Origin of the sequence: Streptomyces sp. NPDC050704, from assembly GCF_040654355.1 — a bacterium.
GTDB lineage: Bacteria > Actinomycetota > Actinomycetes > Streptomycetales > Streptomycetaceae > Streptomyces.
In genome coordinates, this window is the sequence record NZ_JBFAHW010000066.1 from 42,827 (window position 1) to 58,231 (window position 15,405).

14 protein-coding genes are annotated in these 15,405 nt (G+C 71.3%); 7 read left to right on the plus strand and 7 right to left on the minus strand.

Going from position 1 to position 15,405, the window contains the following annotated elements:
* Nucleotides 1-61: 61 nt before the first annotated feature.
* Together AB0I18_RS32360 and AB0I18_RS32365 are read left to right on the plus strand one after the other, a co-directional pair.
* Nucleotides 62-1,576, plus strand: coding sequence for an MFS transporter (locus tag AB0I18_RS32360; protein WP_363109190.1), 1,515 nt, complete (start codon nucleotides 62-64; stop codon nucleotides 1,574-1,576).
* A 119-nt stretch (nucleotides 1,577-1,695) separates the two neighbouring features.
* Entirely contained in the window at nucleotides 1,696-1,980 is a 285-nt protein-coding gene (locus AB0I18_RS32365; RefSeq protein ID WP_363109191.1) for a DUF6332 family protein, read from the plus strand.
* Here the strand turns inward: AB0I18_RS32365 and AB0I18_RS32370 are convergent.
* The 3 genes from AB0I18_RS32370 to AB0I18_RS32380 are packed head-to-tail and all read right to left on the minus strand — an operon-like array spanning nucleotide 1,941 to nucleotide 6,141.
* Nucleotides 1,941-2,606 carry a response regulator transcription factor gene (locus AB0I18_RS32370; RefSeq protein WP_363109192.1) on the minus strand — a complete coding sequence of 222 codons (666 nt, stop codon included), beginning with the start codon at nucleotides 2,604-2,606 and terminating at the stop codon, nucleotides 1,941-1,943. The two genes, AB0I18_RS32365 and AB0I18_RS32370, sit on opposite strands and share 40 nt — an antisense overlap.
* Nucleotides 2,603-3,901: a sensor histidine kinase gene (locus AB0I18_RS32375; protein ID WP_363109193.1), complete on the minus strand. Its 1,299-nt coding sequence runs from the start codon at nucleotides 3,899-3,901 to the stop codon at nucleotides 2,603-2,605. The genes AB0I18_RS32370 and AB0I18_RS32375 overlap by 4 nt, the downstream gene beginning before the upstream one ends.
* A 53-nt stretch (nucleotides 3,902-3,954) precedes the next feature.
* Nucleotides 3,955-6,141, minus strand: coding sequence for an MMPL family transporter (locus tag AB0I18_RS32380; RefSeq protein ID WP_363109194.1), 2,187 nt, complete (start codon nucleotides 6,139-6,141; stop codon nucleotides 3,955-3,957).
* Between the two features lie 117 nt (nucleotides 6,142-6,258).
* Here AB0I18_RS32380 and AB0I18_RS32385 point away from each other — a divergent pair, with 117 nt between their 5' ends.
* A complete protein-coding gene (locus AB0I18_RS32385) occupies nucleotides 6,259-7,071 on the plus strand; it encodes an AfsR/SARP family transcriptional regulator (RefSeq protein WP_363109195.1) in 813 nt (270 codons plus the stop codon).
* On the opposite strand, the gene AB0I18_RS32390 is transcribed toward AB0I18_RS32385, so the two are convergent.
* Nucleotides 7,026-7,760: a TetR/AcrR family transcriptional regulator gene (locus tag AB0I18_RS32390; protein WP_363109196.1), complete on the minus strand. Its 735-nt coding sequence runs from the start codon at nucleotides 7,758-7,760 to the stop codon at nucleotides 7,026-7,028. The two genes, AB0I18_RS32385 and AB0I18_RS32390, sit on opposite strands and share 46 nt — an antisense overlap.
* 174 nt (nucleotides 7,761-7,934) lie before the next feature.
* On the opposite strand from AB0I18_RS32390, the gene AB0I18_RS32395 reads away from it, so the two are divergent.
* Nucleotides 7,935-8,390: a nitroreductase family deazaflavin-dependent oxidoreductase gene (locus AB0I18_RS32395; protein ID WP_363109197.1), complete on the plus strand. Its 456-nt coding sequence runs from the start codon at nucleotides 7,935-7,937 to the stop codon at nucleotides 8,388-8,390.
* Between the two features lie 79 nt (nucleotides 8,391-8,469).
* On the opposite strand, the gene AB0I18_RS32400 is transcribed toward AB0I18_RS32395, so the two are convergent.
* A complete protein-coding gene (locus tag AB0I18_RS32400) occupies nucleotides 8,470-9,672 on the minus strand; it encodes a geranylgeranyl reductase family protein (protein ID WP_363109198.1) in 1,203 nt (400 codons plus the stop codon).
* 175 nt (nucleotides 9,673-9,847) lie between these two features.
* Between AB0I18_RS32400 and AB0I18_RS32405 the strand changes: the two genes are divergently transcribed.
* Both AB0I18_RS32405 and AB0I18_RS32410 read left to right on the plus strand, forming a co-directional pair.
* Nucleotides 9,848-11,206, plus strand: coding sequence for a dipeptidase (locus AB0I18_RS32405; protein WP_363109199.1), 1,359 nt, complete (start codon nucleotides 9,848-9,850; stop codon nucleotides 11,204-11,206).
* Between the two features lie 56 nt (nucleotides 11,207-11,262).
* On the plus strand, nucleotides 11,263-11,505 hold the full coding sequence (locus AB0I18_RS32410) for a hypothetical protein (RefSeq protein WP_363109200.1): 243 nt from the start codon (nucleotides 11,263-11,265) through the stop codon (nucleotides 11,503-11,505).
* Nucleotides 11,506-11,721: 216 nt separating this feature from the next.
* Here the strand turns inward: AB0I18_RS32410 and AB0I18_RS32415 are convergent, their stop codons facing one another.
* Complete coding sequence (locus tag AB0I18_RS32415) at nucleotides 11,722-12,768, minus strand: NUDIX domain-containing protein (protein ID WP_363109201.1); 1,047 nt, start codon at nucleotides 12,766-12,768, stop codon at nucleotides 11,722-11,724.
* A 171-nt stretch (nucleotides 12,769-12,939) separates the two neighbouring features.
* Nucleotides 12,940-13,134, minus strand: coding sequence for a hypothetical protein (locus AB0I18_RS32420; protein WP_363109202.1), 195 nt, complete (start codon nucleotides 13,132-13,134; stop codon nucleotides 12,940-12,942).
* A gap of 156 nt (nucleotides 13,135-13,290) precedes the next feature.
* On the opposite strand from AB0I18_RS32420, the gene AB0I18_RS32425 reads away from it, so the two are divergent.
* Nucleotides 13,291-15,342: an NPCBM/NEW2 domain-containing protein gene (locus tag AB0I18_RS32425; RefSeq protein ID WP_363109203.1), complete on the plus strand. Its 2,052-nt coding sequence runs from the start codon at nucleotides 13,291-13,293 to the stop codon at nucleotides 15,340-15,342.
* Nucleotides 15,343-15,405 lie beyond the last annotated feature (63 nt).

A 15,405-nucleotide genomic window follows, 5' to 3' on the forward strand; every position in this document is an offset into this window, starting at 1 on the left:
TTAGCAAAAAAACAACTTTGTTGCATCGGCATTAAATGCATGCGCATGTACCGTGAGGCGCATGACCTCTCCGCTCACCACCTCCGCGGCTCCGTCCTCGGGGGTCCACTGGACACCTCGCCTGTGGGGCACCCTCCTGGTGCTCTGCGCCGCGATGTTCCTGGACGCGCTGGACGTGTCGATGGTCGGCGTCGCCCTGCCGTCCATCGGTTCCGAACTCGACCTCTCCACCTCGGCCCTGCAATGGGTCGTCAGCGGCTACATCCTCGGTTACGGCGGCCTGCTGCTCCTCGGCGGACGCACCGCCGACCTGCTCGGCCGCCGTCAGGTCTTCCTGGTGGCCCTCGGCGTCTTCGCGCTCGCCTCGCTGCTCGGCGGGCTCGTCGACTCCGGCCCGCTGCTGATAGCCAGCCGGTTCATCAAGGGCCTGAGCGCCGCGTTCACCGCGCCCGCCGGCCTGTCGATCATCACCACGACGTTCCCCGAGGGCCCGCTGCGCAACCGCGCCCTCTCCCTCTACACCACCTGCGCCGCCACCGGCTTCTCCATGGGTCTTGTCCTGTCCGGACTGCTCACCGAGGCCAGCTGGCGGCTGACCATGCTGCTGCCCGCGCCCATCGCGATCGCCGCCCTGATCGCCGGCCTGAAGCTCATCCCGCGCAGCGAGCGCGAGCAGACGCACCGCGGCTACGACATCCCCGGCGCGATCATCGGCACCGCCTCGATGCTGCTGCTCGTCTTCACCGTGGTCCAGGCCCCCGAGGTCGGCTGGGGCACGGCCCGCACGCTGCTGTCGTTCCTCGCCGTCGCCGTCCTGCTCACCGTGTTCGTACGCGTCGAACGGCGCAGCCCGAGCCCGCTGATCCGGCTCGGTGTGCTGCGCTCCGGCAGCCAGATCCGGGCCCAGCTGGGCGCCATGGCGTTCTTCGGCTCGTACGTCAGCTTCCAGTTCCTCGTCACGCTCTACATGCAGTCGCTGCTCGGCTGGTCGGCCCTGCAGACCGCGCTCGCCTTCCTGCCCGCAGGGGCGCTGGTCGCGCTGTCCTCGACGAAGGTGGGGTCCGTCGTCGACCGGTTCGGGACACCGCGGCTGATCGTGTTGGGCTTCGCCCTGATGGTCGTCGGCTACGCGCTGTTCCTGCAGGTCAGTCTCGACCCGGTGTACGCGGCGGTGATCCTGCCGTCGATGCTGCTGATCGGCGCGGCCTGCGCGCTGGTCTTCCCGTCCCTCAACATCCAGGCCACCAACGGCGTGGAGGACCACGAGCAGGGCATGGTCTCCGGTCTGCTCAACACCTCGGTACAGGTGGGCGGCGCGATCTTCCTGGCCGTCGTGACGGCCGTCGTGGCCGCGAACGCCTCCGAGAGCTCCGCACCGCAGGCCGTCCTCGACAGCTACCGCTCCGGTCTGGTCATGGTGACCGTGATCGCCCTGGCCGGCCTGCTCGTCACGGCGACGGGACTGCGCACCCGGCGTACCACGCGGCAGGCGACGGTCCTGGTCGCCAAGTCCGAGCCCACACAGGCGGAGGCGAGGGCCGAGGCGGCGGAGGAGCGGGTGACGGTCCGCGACTGATCCCGCGATCCACGACCGCTTCGCAGCCCGCGGCCCGCGACCCGCGGCCGGTCTTCCGACGATGTGCGCCCGGCGGGCTTCCTTGCCCCGCCGGGCGCACGCCTGTGACACTTCGGGACATGGAACACACCGGGGGACGGCGGACTCAGTCCGAGCGGGACGCGATGACCGTCGAGATCGGATACGCGTTGTTCAGCGCGGCGTTCGCGGCGGCGGTGCTGTTCGGGGCCGTGGCCGGTCCCGCGCTGCTCTTCGACCTGCCGGGTGTCGTCGAGCAGGCGGAGTTCGCCCTCGGGTCCGCACTCGCGGCCGTCCTCTTCCTGGTACGCGTGATCAGCGTGCTCTTCCGTTTCCGGCAGGGGCCTCAGCCCAGCCAGCCCGGCCGCACCAACCCCGACTCATAGGCCAGCACGACCAGTTGGGCCCGGTCACGGGCCCCCAGCTTCACCATGGTCCGGCTGACATGGGTCTTGGCCGTCAGCGGGCTGACGACGAGACGGCGGGCGATCTCGTCGTTGGACAGCCCGATGCCGACCAGCGCCATCACCTCGCGCTCCCGCTCGGTGAGTTCGGCGAGCGCGTCCGCGACAGCGGGCTCCTTGGAGCGGGCCGCGAACTCGGCGATCAGCCGACGGGTCACCCCCGGCGACAGCAACGCGTCGCCCTCCACCACCGCCCTGACAGCGCGCAGGAGTTCCTCCGGCTCGGTGTCCTTGACGAGAAAGCCGGAGGCTCCGGAGCGGATGGCCTCGAAGACGTACTCGTCCAGTTCGAAGGTGGTGAGCATGACCACCTTGACATCCTTCAGGTCCGTGTCGTCGGTGATGTGGCGGGTCGCGGCGAGGCCGTCGAGGACGGGCATGCGGATGTCCATCAGGACGACGTCCGGCCGCAGTTCGCGCACCTTGCGCAGCGCCTCCTCGCCGTCGGCGGCCTCCCCGCCCACCTCGATGTCGGGCTGCGCGTCGAGGAGTGCCTTGAAGCCTGCGCGGACCAGTGACTGGTCGTCGGCGAGCAGTACGCGGATCACCGGTCCTCCTTGAGCTTGAGGGGCTTCCCGGCGGACGCCCCGAGCGACTTCTTCTTGAGCGGCAGTACGGCCAGCACCCGGAAACCGCCGTCCTCGCGCGGCCCGGCCTCGATCGTGCCATCCAGGGCCGCGGCCCGCTCCCGCATTCCGGCCAGCCCGTTGCCGCTGCCGCCCGCCTCCTCGCCGGTCGCCGGGCCGTCGTCGTCGATCCGGAGCCGCAGGGTGTCGCCCGCGTGGTCGACCAGCACGCGGGCGCGGCGCGATCCGGAGTGCCGTACGACGTTGGTCAGCGCCTCCTGGACGATTCGGAAGGCGGCCAGGTCGGCGCCGGGCGGGAGGCTCCTGCGCGCGCCCCGGGTCTCGACGCCGACGGTGAGGCCCGCGCCCGCCGCCTGCTCGACGAGTTCGGGCAGCCGGTCGAGGCCGGGGGCCGGCGCACGCGGCGCGTCACCGGGCGCACGGAGGGTGTCGAGCACCTGGCGGACCTCCCCCAGCGCCTCCTTGCTCGCCGCCTTGATGGTGGTGAGCGCGGTGCGGGCCTGTTCCGGGTCGGAGTCGAGGAGCGCGAGGCCGACACCGGCCTGGACGTTGATGACCGAGATGCTGTGCGCCAGGACGTCGTGCAGTTCGCGGGCGATCCGCAGCCGCTCCTCGTCGGCGCGCCGCTTGGCCGCCTGCCGGCGTTCCGCCCGGTCGCGGTCCCACTGCTCACGGCGTAGCCGGGCGAGTTCGGAGACCGCGAGGATGGCCACCATCCAGGCGGCGATGGCGACCTCCTCGCCCCACGGGGAAACCGTGTCGTCCTTCGGCGGCAGCCACTGATAGAGCCAGTGGCCCACCAGGAGATGGACCGTCCCCAGGGTGCCGAGCGCGGTCCAGGCCGCCCAGCGGTGCCCGGCGACGATCGCGCTGAAGCAGGAGAGCGCGACCGTGAGGAAGATCGGCCCGTACGGGTATCCGGCGAGGAAGTAGACGAGGGCCGAGGCCGCGGTGCCGAAGACCACGGGCACCGGATACCGCTGCCGCCACAGGAGCAGCAGGGCGCCCGCGAGGAGCAGTGCCCGGGCGAAAGAGTCGAGGGCTTCACGCTCGGGCTGCTGGGCGGCGGCGAAGTTGCTGCCGACCAGCACGAACACGGTGAGCAGCAGGGTCGACCGCCACGGCAGACCAGGACGGCCGCCCTCTTCCCCCTCGTCCCGGTGGTTCCACCACGAGGGCCCGTTCCACCGGCGCCGCGGCGGACCGCCCCTGGCCCAGGGGGGTCCACCGCACCGGGCTGAGCGCTGCTCTTCCATGCCCGCAACGCTAGACGCCACCGGCCGTCACCGGCGTCAGCCGAGCGAGGTGATCACACGTACTCCCGGTGGAGTACCCGCTCCGGCTCGGGGTCCTGGGCCTCCCTGATCCGGAAGCGGCGCAGCGCCTTCGGTGCCCACCAGTTCGCGCGACCGGCGAGCCGCATCGTCACGGGCAGCAGGACCACCCGGATGAGGGTCGCGTCGACGAGGATCGTCAGGGCCGTGCCGATACCGAGCTCCTTCAGGAAGACGACGCCGCCGGTGGCGTACGACAGGAAGGACAGCGCGAGGATGCCTGCCGCGGCGGTGATCAGCGGGGCGCTGCGCCGGATGCCCTCGCCGACCGCGCGCTCGGTGTCGCCGGTCCTGTCGTGCTCCTCCTTGATGCGTGACAGCAGGAAGACCTCGTAGTCCATCGACAGGCCGTACGCCACGCAGAACATCAGCACCGGAATGCTCGGCTCGATCGAACCGGTCGCCGTGAAGCCGAGCACTCCGGAGAGGTTCCCGTCCTGGAAGACCCACACCAGGCAGCCGAACATCACCGACAGGCTGAGCAGGTTCAGCACGGTCGCCTTGGCGGGCAGCAGCACGCTGCCGGTCAACAGGAAGAGGATCAGATACGTCGCCACGAGGACGATCCCGGCCGCGAGCGGCAACCGTTCGAGGAGCGTGGAGCGGAAGTCGGTGGTCTCGCCCGGGTAGCCGCCGACCAGTACGCCGGCGGGGGCGGGCGTGTCGCGGACCCGGTCGACGAGCGCCGGCACGTCGCCGTACATCGCCTCCTGGGTGGGCACGAGGGCCAGCCGTACGCGGCCGCCGGGTGCCGTCAGCCGGTTCTGGCCCGGTTCTCCCGTCCGCTGCCCGTCTCGGTAGGCGCCGGAGGGCGCATCGACCTGGAACACGCCCGGGATACGGGAGAGTTGGGCGGCGTACGCGCCTGTGCCGGCCTTTGCCGCCGACGTGTTCGTGAGCGGTTCGGTGAGGACGACCTGGATGGTGTCGGTGGGTTCGGCGGCGAACTCCTTGTGCACGATTTCGGAGGTGGTGCGCGAGGAGGTCCCTTCGGGGAGTGCGCGCTCGTCGGGGAGGCCGAAGCGCAGGCCCAGGAGGGGTGAGGCGGCGAGAAGCAGGACGGCGAGCACCCCGGTACCGGCGAGCAGCGGGCGGCGCATCGCCGCGAGGGCCGTGCGGTGCCAGAAGCCGGCGGCAGGGGCGGTGCCGGTCCGTTCGACGCGGTGGCCCCAGCGGGCCAGGGCCGCGGGCAGGAAGAGCACGGCTCCGGTCACCGCGGTCGCCACGACGAGCACGCCCGCGTACGCGAACGAGCTGAGGAAGAAGAACGGGAACACCAGCAGGGCGCACAGCGACACCGCCACCGTCACGCCGCTGAACACCACCGTGCGCCCCGCGACCGCGGTCGCCCGCACCACGGCATCGGGCTGGGCGTGCCCGGCCGCGCGCTCCTCCCGGTAGCGGCTGATCACGAACAGGCTGTAGTCGACGCCGAGTCCGAGGCCCAGGACGAGCGCGAGGTTCGCCGCGAACGTCGACACCTCCGTGAACTGCGCGATCGCCCGCAGTCCTGCGAGTGTCCCGAGGACCGAGAGGAGGCCGACCGCGACGGTCAGCAGGGCGGCCGTGGTGCGCCGGTAGACCAGGATGAGCAGGAGCACGACGGCGGGCAGCGCGAAGAGCTCCGCGCGCAGGAAGTCGGTACGGGCCTGTTCACCGACCTGTCGTGAGATCTCCTCCTGTCCGCCCACCTGCACGGTGAGTTCGGGGGTCGTGCGCGTCAACCGGGGCGAGAGTGTGGCGAGTTGCTCGCGCGCTTCCGTGGCGCTGCCTTCGAGGCGGGCCAGCAGGAGCGCGCGACGGCCGTCGGTGCCGCGCAGGGCCGGGCTCTCGGCGTCCCAGTACGAAGTGACGTCCGTGACCAGGGGCAGCTCCGCCACCTCTCGGGCGAGCGCGCGGGCCGCCCGCTCTGTGCGGGTGCTGTCCACATCACCGTCGCGTGCGGTGACGAGCAGCGCGAGGTTGGGGTTGCCGGTGCCGAACTCCTCGCGCAGTACGTCGCCGGCGCGCACCGACTCCGTGCCGGGTGCGCTCCAGCGCGAGAGGTCCAGGTCGCCCTGGGCGCCTGCGCCGTACGCGCCGAGGCCGAGGAAGGCGAGGAGTACGCCGATCAGGACGGCGCGGCTGCGCCGCACCGCCAGGCGGCCGAGCCGGGTGAGCATCGTGGTGGGCCTTTCTCCAGGTACCGGGTGGGTGGTCCGTGCCGCCACGGTCGGGGCCGCCGCTGACCGTCCGCTGGAAGATCCACTGGAACTCGGGGGCCGGGATACTCTCGACGCATGGGTGAGGGGACACGGAAAGGCCCGCGCGCGGACGATTCGGGTGACCGCCTGCGCTTCGAACTGCTCGGCCCGCTCAGGGCGTTGCGCGACGGGGCCGAGGTGCCGTTGGGGCCGCCGAAGCAGCGCGCCGTACTCGCCGTACTGCTCCTCCAGGAGGGGCGTTCGATCTCGTACGACGGACTGGTCGACGCGGTGTGGGGCGGCGCCCCGCCCCTGCACGTACGCAATCTCGTGCAGAAGTACGTCTCCGGGCTGCGCCGGGCCCTGGGCGAGGCCGCGGAGTTGTCGTGGACCGGCAGCGGCTATCTGCTCACCGGAGTGTCCGTCGACGACCTGCGGGAGCGGCGGCGGCTGGTGGACGAGGCGATCGCCGCGCGCGACGCGGGTGAGCTGCGGCGGGCGAGTGAACTGATCGAACGTGCCGAGGAGTTGTGGCGCGGTGACTTCGCGGAGGGCCTGCGGGCGCCCTACTTGGCGGCGGAGCGGCTGCGCTGGACCGAGAAACGGCTCACGGTCCTGGAGGCGCGGCTGGCCGGCGAGATCGAACTCGGCAGGTCCTTCGAGTACGTCCACGAGCTCGTCCGGCTCGTCGCCGCGCACCCGCTGCGGGAACGGCTCGTCGAACTGCTGATGCTCGCCCTGTACCGGACGGGCCGCTCCTCGGACGCGCTGACCGCCTACGAGGCGGCGCGGCAGCGGCTCGCCGAGGCGCTCGGCGCCGACCCGGGGCCACCGCTGCGGTCACTGCACGCGCGGATACTGCGTCAGGACCGCGACCTGCTGCCACTGCCTCCGGTGCCGGTGTCCTGAGGGAACACGAGGCCCACTCCGTGGCCGAGTCGGGCGGCCGCGTGCCGGAAGAACGTCTCCCGGTCCTCCACGACACGGTTGAACTGTCCGAACAGCTCGAAGCCGACGAGCCCGTACAGCTGCGCCCACGCCGCGACGATCGCCGCGACCACCTCGGGCGGCAGGTCGGGGGCGAGGTCGTCGGCCATCCGCCGGGCCTCGGGCCTGAGTTCGGCGGGCAGCGGGGAGACGGCCACACCGACGCCCTGGTGCGCGTCACGGACGATGCCGAAGAGGAGCAATCCGACCCGTGAGGCCGCCGGCACGGTCGTGTCGGGCGCGGTGTATCCGGGCACGGGCGAACCGTAGATCAGCGCGTACTCGTGCGGATGCGCCAGCGCCCACTCGCGTACGGCCTCGCACACCGCGGCCCAGCGCCGGACCGGACCGGCGTCCGCCACTTTGCCGTGGGCCGCCTCGACGCTCTCGCCAAGCGAGTCGTAGGCGTCGATGATGAGCGCGGTCAGCAGGTCGTCACGGCTGGGGAAGTAGCGGTACAGCGCGGAGGAGACCATGCCGAGCTCGCGGGCCACGGCGCGCAGTGAGAGCTTGGCGGCGCCTTCCTCGGCGAGCTGTCTGCGTGCCTCGTCCTTGATGGCCGCGGTGACCTCGATCCGGGCTCGGGCACGGGCTCCTCGTGCGGTACTCATGCCGGCCAGTGTCCCATGAATTCGGAGCACCGCACACAAACGAGATCGATGCACCACAACAAGAGTGGTGCTCTAAAACGAGAGCACTGCTCTTGCTTTGGATCGCCGATCTCGTGCACACTGCTCTCAAGCGAGAGCAGTGCTCACACTTTCCGCTCCCAGGAGGAAGTCACCATGTCCGCGTCCGCACATGTACAGAAGCCCGGCTGGTTCACCGTGAACGTCTTCAACCGCGCCGTGGCATGGATGACCCGCCGCGGCCTCAGCGTCTGGGGCTCCCGGGTCCTGGCCGTCCGCGGCCGCAAGAGCGGCGAGTGGCGCACCACCCCCGTCAACCTGCTGACCGTGGACGGCGAGCAGTACCTCGTCGCACCGCGCGGCCACGTCCAGTGGACGCACAACATGCGGGCCGCGGGAGGCGGCGAACTGCGTCTCGGCAAGAAGGTGGACGTGTTCACCGCCGCCGAGGTCTCGGACGACGACAAGGTCCCGCTGCTGCGCGCCTACCTCAAGCGCTGGAAGGCCGAGGTCGGCGTCTTCTTCAACGGCGTCGGCCCCGACTCGTCCGACGAGGAGCTGCGGCGCATCGCCCCCGACCACCCGGTCTTCCGGATCACCGCCAAGAGCTGAGCCCGGGCCCGAGCAGCTCGGGCTCCCGCGGCTCCGCCCGGTTCTCCCGGCTCCATCAGTTCTCCCGGCTCCCCGCAGGTCACCGGTCGAGCGCGGTCAGGGCGCGGCCGATCATCGGGTGCGTCCGCACGAGCTCGCCCAGAGTGGTGGAGCCGCGGGTGATGCCCGCGAACGCGTTCCAGGCCGGCCGGAATCCGGTGAGCGCGGTGTGGAACATTCCCGGGCGGCGCTCGAACGCGGCGAGCATCCGCTTGCCGACGCTCATCTCGACGCCGAGCCCCGCCTTGATGGCGAAGGCGAAGTTCAACGCCTGCCGCCGCGCGTCCACGGCGTCGTGGGCCTCCGCGATCCGCACCGCCCACTCCCCCGCGAGCCGCCCGGAACGCAGCGCGAAGGAGATCCCCTCGCGGGTCCACGGTTCCAGGAGCCCCGCCGCGTCGCCGCACACCAGCACCCGCCCGCGCGACAGCGGCGAGTCGTCGGCGCGGCAGCGCGTCAGGTGCCCCGACGAGATGCTCGGCTCGAAGCCGGCGAGGCCGAGCCGGGCGATGAAGTCCTCCAAGTACCGCTTGGTGGCGGCCCCTTCACCGCGTGCCGAGATCACGCCGACGGTGAGCGTGTCGCCCTTGGGGAACACCCACCCGTAACTGCCCGGGATGGGGCCCCAGTCGATGAGGACCCGCCCCTTCCAGTCCTCGGCGACGGTCTCCGGGACCGGGATCTCCGCCTCCAGGCCGAGGTCGACCTGGCCGAGCTTCACCCCGACGTGCGCTCCTATCCGGCTCGCGCTGCCGTCCGCGCCGACCACGGCCCGCGCCAGCACCGTCTCGCCGTCCTGTAGGACGACGGCCACGGTGCGCCGGTCCGGGACGGCCGAGCCGTGCTGCTCCACTCGGGAGACCGTGACGCCTGTACGCAGGTCGGCGCCCGCCTTCTGCGCGTGCTCGACGAGCTGCTGGTCGAACTCGGGCCGGTTGATCAGCCCGAAGAGCATCTGCTTGGAGCGGCGGGTGCGGGTGAACTTGCCGTCGAGCGAGAACGTCACCGCGTGCACCCGGTCCTGGAGCGGCAGCTCGAAGCCGGGCGGCAGCGCGTCCCGGGTCGGTCCGATGATGCCGCCGCCGCACGTTTTGTAACGGGGCAGCTCCGCTTTCTCCTGCATCAGGACGCGGCGCCCCGCGACCGCTGCCGCATAGGCGGCCGAGGCGCCCGCGGGCCCCGCGCCGACCACGACGACGTCCCACACCCGCTGTGCGTCGTCTGAAGAGTTCTCGCTGCTCACGATGGTCTGCCGCTCCGATCCAGCCGCCTGCCGCACCTGCTCCACGCATCCTACGGCGGCGATCGCCGAGGACTGCTGTGGGAGGATCGGCAGCGTATGCGCCGTGCACACTCAAACGCACGTGCATCGCACACGTACCCACCCGTACAACGTCGCACCCACGAGGAGCGTGCCCATGTCGTCGAATCCGGTCGCCGAGACCGTCGCCTCGCTGATGCCCAGGGCGAAGGCGGAGCTCACCGAGCTGGTGGCCTTCAAATCGGTGGCGGACTTCGGCCAGTTCCCCAGAAGCGAGAGCGAGGGCGCCGCGAAGTGGGTGGCCGACGCGCTGCGCGCCGAAGGTTTCCAGGACGTCGCGCTGCTCGACACCCCGGACGGCACGCAGTCGGTGTACGGCTTCCTGCCCGGGCCCGAGGGCGCGAAGACGGTGCTCCTGTACGCGCACTACGACGTGCAGCCGCCGCTCGACGAGGCCGGCTGGCTGACGCCGCCGTTCGAGCTGACGGAGCGGGAGGACGGCCGCTGGTACGGGCGCGGGTCCGCCGACTGCAAGGGCGGCCTGGTCATGCACCTCCTCGCCCTGCGCGCGCTCAAGGCGAACGGCGGTGTCCCGGTCGGCGTGAAGGTGATCGTGGAGGGGTCGGAGGAGCAGGGCACGGGCGGCCTGGAGCGGTACGCCGAGGAGCACCCGGAGCTGTTGGCCGCCGACACGATCGTCATCGGCGACGCGGGCAACTTCCGGGTCGGTGTGCCGACGGTCACGACCGCACTGCGCGGTATGACCCTCATGCGCGTCCGGATCGACACCCTCGAAGGCAACCTGCACTCCGGGCAGTTCGGCGGCGCGGCGCCCGACGCGCTCGGTGCGCTGATCCGGGTACTGGACTCGCTGCGCGCCGAGGACGGTTCGACGACGGTCGACGGGCTCACCGGCGAGGACGGGTGGGACGGTCTGCAGTACGACGAGGACAGGTTCCGCACGGACGCCAAGGTCCTCGACGGTGTGCGGCTGATCGGCTCGGGCACGGTCGCCGACCGCATCTGGGCCCGGCCGGCCGTGACCGTGCTCGGCATCGACTGCCCGCCCGTGGTCGGCGCCACCCCGTCCGTGCAGGCGGCGGCCCGTGCGCTGATCAGTCTGCGGGTGCCGCCGGGCGTGGACGCGGCCGAGGCGACCAAGCTGCTCCAGGCCCACCTGGAGACGCACACGCCGTGGGGCGCGCGCGTGCAGACGGAACAGATCGGCCAGGGCCAGGCGTTCCGCGCCGACACCACCAGTCCCGCGTACGCGGCGATGGCGGAGGCGATGAGCGTCGCCTACGACGGTGCCGAGATGCGGTACGCCGGTCAGGGCGGCTCCATTCCGCTGTGCAACACCCTCGCGTCCCTCTACCCGCGGGCGGAGATCCTCCTGATCGGGCTGAGCGAGCCGGAGGCGCAGATCCACGCCGTGAACGAGAGCGTGTCTCCGGAGGAACTGGAGCGGCTGTCGGTCGCGGAGGCCTTGTTCCTGCGCAACTACGCTGCGAGCTGAGCGAGTTCACCTCGGACCGAACCCGGCCGCCCGGGCAGGGCCCGCGGGTCCCGGCGGTGCCCGCCACACAGACGGCAGCATCGCGCTACAACTCCCCGCGCACGGCGTGCTGTTCGCGGGGGGACACAATCGCCGCCGCACCGGCGGCCGGCACAACCGCGCCCGGCGTCTTCGACCTTGGCCTCGCCCTCGACCGGCAGCGGACTCTCCGCTCCTTCCGTGAACCGGCCCTGCTCGACACGGAGATGGCGCGCTTCGGACACGGCGATCCGGTGACCCGCATAAGGCGGCCTTGGTGAAGTCCGGTGCGGCACAGCGCCCCAAAAGGAGCGCGGGCTGTGTCGACGTGCGGCTCCGCCGCGATGGGGGTCCCCCTGGTCATGGGGGTCCCCCCGCTCGAGCGAAGCCGAGAGTGGGGGAGAAGCCGAGAGCGGGGGAGCGACCAGCCCCCACCGGGCCGCGCCCGCGGCGGAGCCGCACGTAGATACAGCAGCACCGTCCTTCCAGCGGAGCGCTCAGCTCTGGCCGACGGGCACCCCGGCCTCCAGATACAGCGCGGCCCCCCGCTCGCGTGCGCGCAACGCCCAGCGCAGGCGCTCGTAACGGACGGGCGGCAGCAGACCGGCGGCCTCCTCCTCGGTGACGAAGCGCCAGCCGCGCAGTTCGGGGCCCGGCAGCAGCATCCGCCGGGCCTCGGCGCCGTCGAGCCGGCCGCCGTCGAAGAGGAGGCGCAGTCCGCCGTAACCGGGGGGCGCGGGCGGTTCCCAGTCGACGACCAACAGGCCTGGTACGTCGTCGAGTTGGATGCCGGTCTCCTCGGCGACCTCGCGCACGCCCGCGCGCGCGGGGGCCTCACCGGATTCGACGACACCGCCGGGGAACTCCCAGCCGGCCTTGTACGTCGGGTCGACCAGCAGCACCCGGTCCTGCTCGTCGAAGAGGAGCACCCCGGCGGCGACGGTCTCCGAGGTGGGCTCCGGGGTCTGCACGATGTCTGAGACGGCGGCCGCTCCGCTGCGCACGGCTTCGGCGATGCGCACGGCGGTCTCGTACGGGGTGAGCGCGCCGGTGTCGAGGAGGTGGGCGTCCGCGGTGAGCCAGCCGGCGAGAGCGGTGCGGTACGGCTCGATGTGGTCGTACGCCCACTGGTGCACCCGTATCTCACCGTCCGGGAGGTCCGGTGGGACCTCCCGGCCGGCTATTCGCTCGCGCAGGATCGTTTCCGCCGGGGCGAGAAGCACATGGCGTACCGGAATCCTGCGGGAGGCGAGTCCGCCGAAGATCTCGTCGCGGTAGTCCTGGCGCAGCAGTGTCATGGGGACCACGAGGACGCCGCCGAGTTCGGCGAGCATCGCGGCCGCGGTGTCGACCACGAGCCGCCGCCAGATCGGCAGGTCCTGGACGTCGCCGACCTCGGCGAGACGTTTGGCGGGCAGCAGGTGCGTCAGCCCCGCGCCGATGAGCTCGGGGTCGAAGAGTGTGCTGTTCGGGATCAGGTCGATCAGTTCCCGTGCGGTGGTGGTCTTCCCCGCACCGAACGCACCGTTGATCCAGACGATCACGGTTCCCCCCTCTGCTGTTGACCCCCGTAGGCTTGCCCGCTCCACCCTGCCACGGAAACCAGGCCCTGATGAGGTCGCCTTCCGCGAGGCCCGGCACAAGCGGAAGCCCGGCCCTGAGGTGGGCCGGGCCTGGTGTGACGGGAGGTGGCCCCGGAGAGCCGACGGAGTCGGTCAGCCGTTCTGCTCCAGGGGGTTCTCGTCCATGGACAGGCTGCCGTCGTTGACCGTCCGGTCGAGGGCGCTGAGGGTGTCCTGTACGTCGAGACCGCCGAGGGCATCGCCGTCGACGGAGTGCGACGGAGTGACCGCCGCCACTACGAATCCGGCGGCGAGGGACGCGATGGCGAGCATGCTGCGCTTCTTCATGCCCGGTTCAACTGCGGACGCGCCCATGGGTCACGGTCCCGCCGTGACATCCGATGTCCTGTTCCACCACAGCACGACAGGTCCTACCGTAAAACGCGCACGGATGACACGTACATGAAGACATCCAACCTTTCGCGAGTACGGAGGAACGTAACGATGCGTCACCTTCTCACCCGCACAACGCGCCGAAGAGCACTCGGAGCACTCGCCGCAGGGCTTCTCGGCATCACGGGACTCACCGCGCCGGCTCCGGCCGCGCAGGCCGCGACACCGGCCGCACCAACCGCTCCCGCCGCACCCGCCCTGGACGACGGCCTGGCCCTCACCCCGCCCATGGGCTTCAACAACTGGAACTCCACGCACTGCCGGGCCGAGTTCAACGAGGAGATGGTCAAAGGGATCGCGGACATCTTCGTCGACAAGGGGCTCAAGGACGCCGGGTACCAGTACGTCAACCTCGACGACTGCTGGGCGCGGCCGGAACGGGACGCGAACGGCAAGCTGGTGCCGGACCCGGTCCGGTTCCCCAACGGGATCAAGGCTGTCGCGGACTACGTCCACGCCAAGGGCCTCAAGTTCGGCATCTACACCAGCGCGGGCACGAAGACGTGCAACAGCGCGGGTTTCCCGGGCGCGCTGGGCCACGAGTACAGCGACGCCCAGCAGTTCGCGGACTGGGGCGTCGACTACCTCAAGTACGACAACTGCAACAACCAGGGTGTGGACGCCAAGCTGCGCTACACGACGATGCGCGACGCGCTCAGGGCCGCGTCGCAGTCGACCGGCCGGCCCATCGTCTACAGCATCTGCGAATGGGGCCAGAACAAACCCTGGGAGTGGGCCGCGGACGTCGGGCATCTGTGGCGTACGACCGGGGACATCAGTGACAACTGGGGCTCGATGCTGTCGATCCTCAAGCAGAACCTGCCGCTCGACCAGTACGCCGGTCCCGGGCACTGGAACGACCCGGACATGCTGGAGGTCGGCAACGGCGGCATGACCGGCACGGAGTACCGCTCGCACTTCTCGATGTGGTCGGTCATGGCCGCGCCGCTGCTCATCGGCTCCGATCTGCGGTCGGCCTCCGAGGAGACCTTCGACATCCTCGGCAACAAGGAGGTCATCGCGGTCGACCAGGACCCGCTGGGCAGGCAGGGCGCCGTGGTCTCCTCCGAGGGTGGGCGCTGGGTCGTCGCCAAGGAGATGAAGGACGGCAGCCGAGCGGTGGCCCTCTTCAACGAGACCGGCAGCGCACAGCGCATCGCCACGACCGCCCGGGCCGTCGGACTGCCCGCGGCCGACGCGTACACACTCCGCGACCTGTGGCAGCACAAGAGCTACAACACGGCGGGCACGATCTCGGCGACCGTCCCGGCACACGGCACGGTCCTCGTCCGCGTCTCGGCCGACGCCAAGTGGGCCAAGAACCCGCCCGCTGTCGAACTCGCCCTGGACGGCGGCACGTTCGTCGAGGGAGGCGAGCCGGTCGCCGTGACGACCTCGGTCACCGACCTGGGCCGCACCCCCGCGACCCGTGTCTCCGTCTCCCTGAGCGGACCCGCGGGCTGGACCGTGCGGGCGAACTCGCCGACCACCGCGGGGATCGTGCCGACGGGCCGGGCGTTGCACACCAAGTGGACGGTGACCGCGCCCGCGAGTGCGCCCGCGGGCTCGTACGAGCTGACGCTGAAGGCGACTTATCGCTCACCCGGCGGGATCCGGGCCGAGAGCGTGGTGCCGCTGACGACGTCCGTGGTGGTGGCGCCACCCTCGGGCACGTCGTCTCTGGGTGATCTTCCCTGGCTCTCGACCACCAACGGCTGGGGGCCCGTTGAGCGCAACACGAGCAACGGTGAGAGTGCGGCGGGTGACGGCAACCCCCTCACGATCAACGGTGTCGTGTACCCGGAGGGGCTCGGCGTCCACGCGGAGAGCACCGTCGAGTACTACACGGGCAAGGCCTGCGAGACCGTCACCGCGCAGGTCGGCGTCGACGACGAGGAAGGCGCCGAGGGCTCCGTCGCCTTCGAGATCTGGGCCGACGGTACGAAGGCCGCCTCGACCGACGTCCTCACCAACGCCCAGGCCGCACAAGCCCTTTCGGCCGACGTGAGCGGCGCGCAGGTGGTACGCCTCGTCGCCACGGACGGCGGCGACGACATCACGTCGGACCACGGGGACTGGGCGGACGCGCGGCTCACCTGCTGACGGGTGGTCGGCAATCGACCACCACCAACTGCCGCGCCCCTGAAGGGGCCTTGGCCGATCGGA

Excerpts from the sequence above, each read along its gene's own strand:
- AB0I18_RS32360 (WP_363109190.1), top strand. The coding sequence starts at position 62 with ATGACCTCTCCGCTCACCACCTCCGCGGCTCCGTCCTCGGGGGTCCAC.
- AB0I18_RS32365 (WP_363109191.1), top strand. The coding sequence starts at position 1,696 with ATGGAACACACCGGGGGACGGCGGACTCAGTCCGAGCGGGACGCGATG.
- AB0I18_RS32375 (WP_363109193.1), bottom strand. The coding sequence starts at position 3,901 with ATGGAAGAGCAGCGCTCAGCCCGGTGCGGTGGACCCCCCTGGGCCAGG.
- AB0I18_RS32380 (WP_363109194.1), bottom strand. The coding sequence starts at position 6,141 with ATGCTCACCCGGCTCGGCCGCCTGGCGGTGCGGCGCAGCCGCGCCGTC.
- AB0I18_RS32385 (WP_363109195.1), top strand. The coding sequence starts at position 6,259 with ATGGGTGAGGGGACACGGAAAGGCCCGCGCGCGGACGATTCGGGTGAC.
- AB0I18_RS32390 (WP_363109196.1), bottom strand. The coding sequence starts at position 7,760 with ATGAGTACCGCACGAGGAGCCCGTGCCCGAGCCCGGATCGAGGTCACC.
- AB0I18_RS32395 (WP_363109197.1), top strand. The coding sequence starts at position 7,935 with ATGTCCGCGTCCGCACATGTACAGAAGCCCGGCTGGTTCACCGTGAAC.
- AB0I18_RS32405 (WP_363109199.1), top strand. The coding sequence starts at position 9,848 with ATGTCGTCGAATCCGGTCGCCGAGACCGTCGCCTCGCTGATGCCCAGG.
- AB0I18_RS32420 (WP_363109202.1), bottom strand. The coding sequence starts at position 13,134 with ATGAAGAAGCGCAGCATGCTCGCCATCGCGTCCCTCGCCGCCGGATTC.
- AB0I18_RS32425 (WP_363109203.1), top strand. The coding sequence starts at position 13,291 with ATGCGTCACCTTCTCACCCGCACAACGCGCCGAAGAGCACTCGGAGCA.